Source organism: Rhizobacter sp. P3_B12, assembly GCF_056402895.1.
Genome location: NZ_JBFUGN010001410.1, coordinates 1 through 1,184, shown reverse-complemented (window position 1 = coordinate 1,184; position 1,184 = coordinate 1). Strand labels below are relative to the sequence as shown.

Annotated in this window: 2 protein-coding genes; one reads left to right on the top strand and one right to left on the bottom strand. The window is 61.7% G+C overall.

Features of this window, described 5'->3' with window-relative positions:
* Nucleotides 1-207: GFA family protein (locus tag AC1D01_RS35675; RefSeq protein WP_477874393.1), on the bottom strand; the 207-nt coding region annotated here is incomplete at its 3' end.
* 348 nt (nt 208-555) lie between these two features.
* Here AC1D01_RS35675 and AC1D01_RS35670 point away from each other — a divergent pair.
* Nucleotides 556-1,017, top strand: a complete 462-nt coding sequence (locus AC1D01_RS35670; RefSeq protein WP_477874391.1) for a hypothetical protein — start codon at nt 556-558, stop codon at nt 1,015-1,017.
* Nucleotides 1,018-1,184: the final 167 nt, after the last annotated feature.

The window sequence follows — 1,184 nt, the reverse complement described above, 5'->3', positions numbered from 1 at the left end:
ACAGCGGATCGTGCGCAGGGTCTTGTCGCCCTGGACGTAGGCCTCGGTCGAGCCGGGATGGCCTTCGATCGTCACCGTCCCGAACTCGAAATACACCCAGGGGCCGCCGATCCGACGGCAGAGCGAGCAGTTGCAGTCCGTGGCAACTTCCGGTGTGGATGGCAGCGTGAGGCGGACGGCGCCGCAATGGCAAGAACCTTGATGCATGGTCAGGACGTCTGTTGGATCTACGGTGCGGGCAGCCTACCCGAAAGCAGCCGGACGAGATCGAGCAGGTCATCGGCATGCAAGTGAGCGAACTCCTTGCCGAGGACAGACCAAGCTGGCCGATCTCTCGAGCCGAAGCGAGAGGTTGACTGCTTGACGTCCGGGAGGGCGAGGATTTGGGCTGCTAGCTCTTGAACTGGTGCCATGTGACCTTCCAGGATCCGAGCGATGTCGACAGGTAGGTGGACAGCCTATCCGAAACCCGCACTAGACTGGCGTCGGCCGTCGGAGAGTCACTCAGACTTGCCCGGCTCCGTGATGCTCATGTCCCACCAGGAGTCCCTACACGTGGAAAGAGTTGGTTGGCGAGTCCCTGCAGGGTTCGTCCTGGCGCCCGTCCTTCCGTGCGGCTTTTTGGCGCTGGGTTCAGCCGCGCTGGCCGGTCAATGGAATGCCATCGGGTTCGCGATCATCTCGATGGTCACTGTTTCCTGGGCGGCAATCGCCGTGTTCGGCGTACCCTCATTCTTGATGCTCAGACGAGTCAAGAAGGTTTCGATCGTCGACTGCCTGGCAGGAGGTGCTTGCTGCGCGCTGCTGCTGAACTTGGCCCTCCATGCGCTTGCGACGTTCATGCTGAGAGACGGCGGCTACTCTGCTGGTGACTCGGGAGGCGCAACGTATATCAATAGCAGGCTCACGTCCCATGGGGTCTACGTCGCACTCCAGGGGCTTCTTTCAAACCTGATCTTGGGAGCGGTTATCGGAGCCTGCTTCTGGGGATTCGCCCTGAGGCCTTCTCGAGCGTGAACAACATGCAAGACACCGTCGAACTGGTGCTCGACTGGCCGCAACCATCCAGTGTGGGGGAGCCACGGGTCAGCACGGGTGCAGGGCCTCTCAGGGTCACCTATGTGACGGCGGACGACAGGGTGGCAGCACTGGAATTCGCGGTGTGTCACCGCCTGATCTACGGC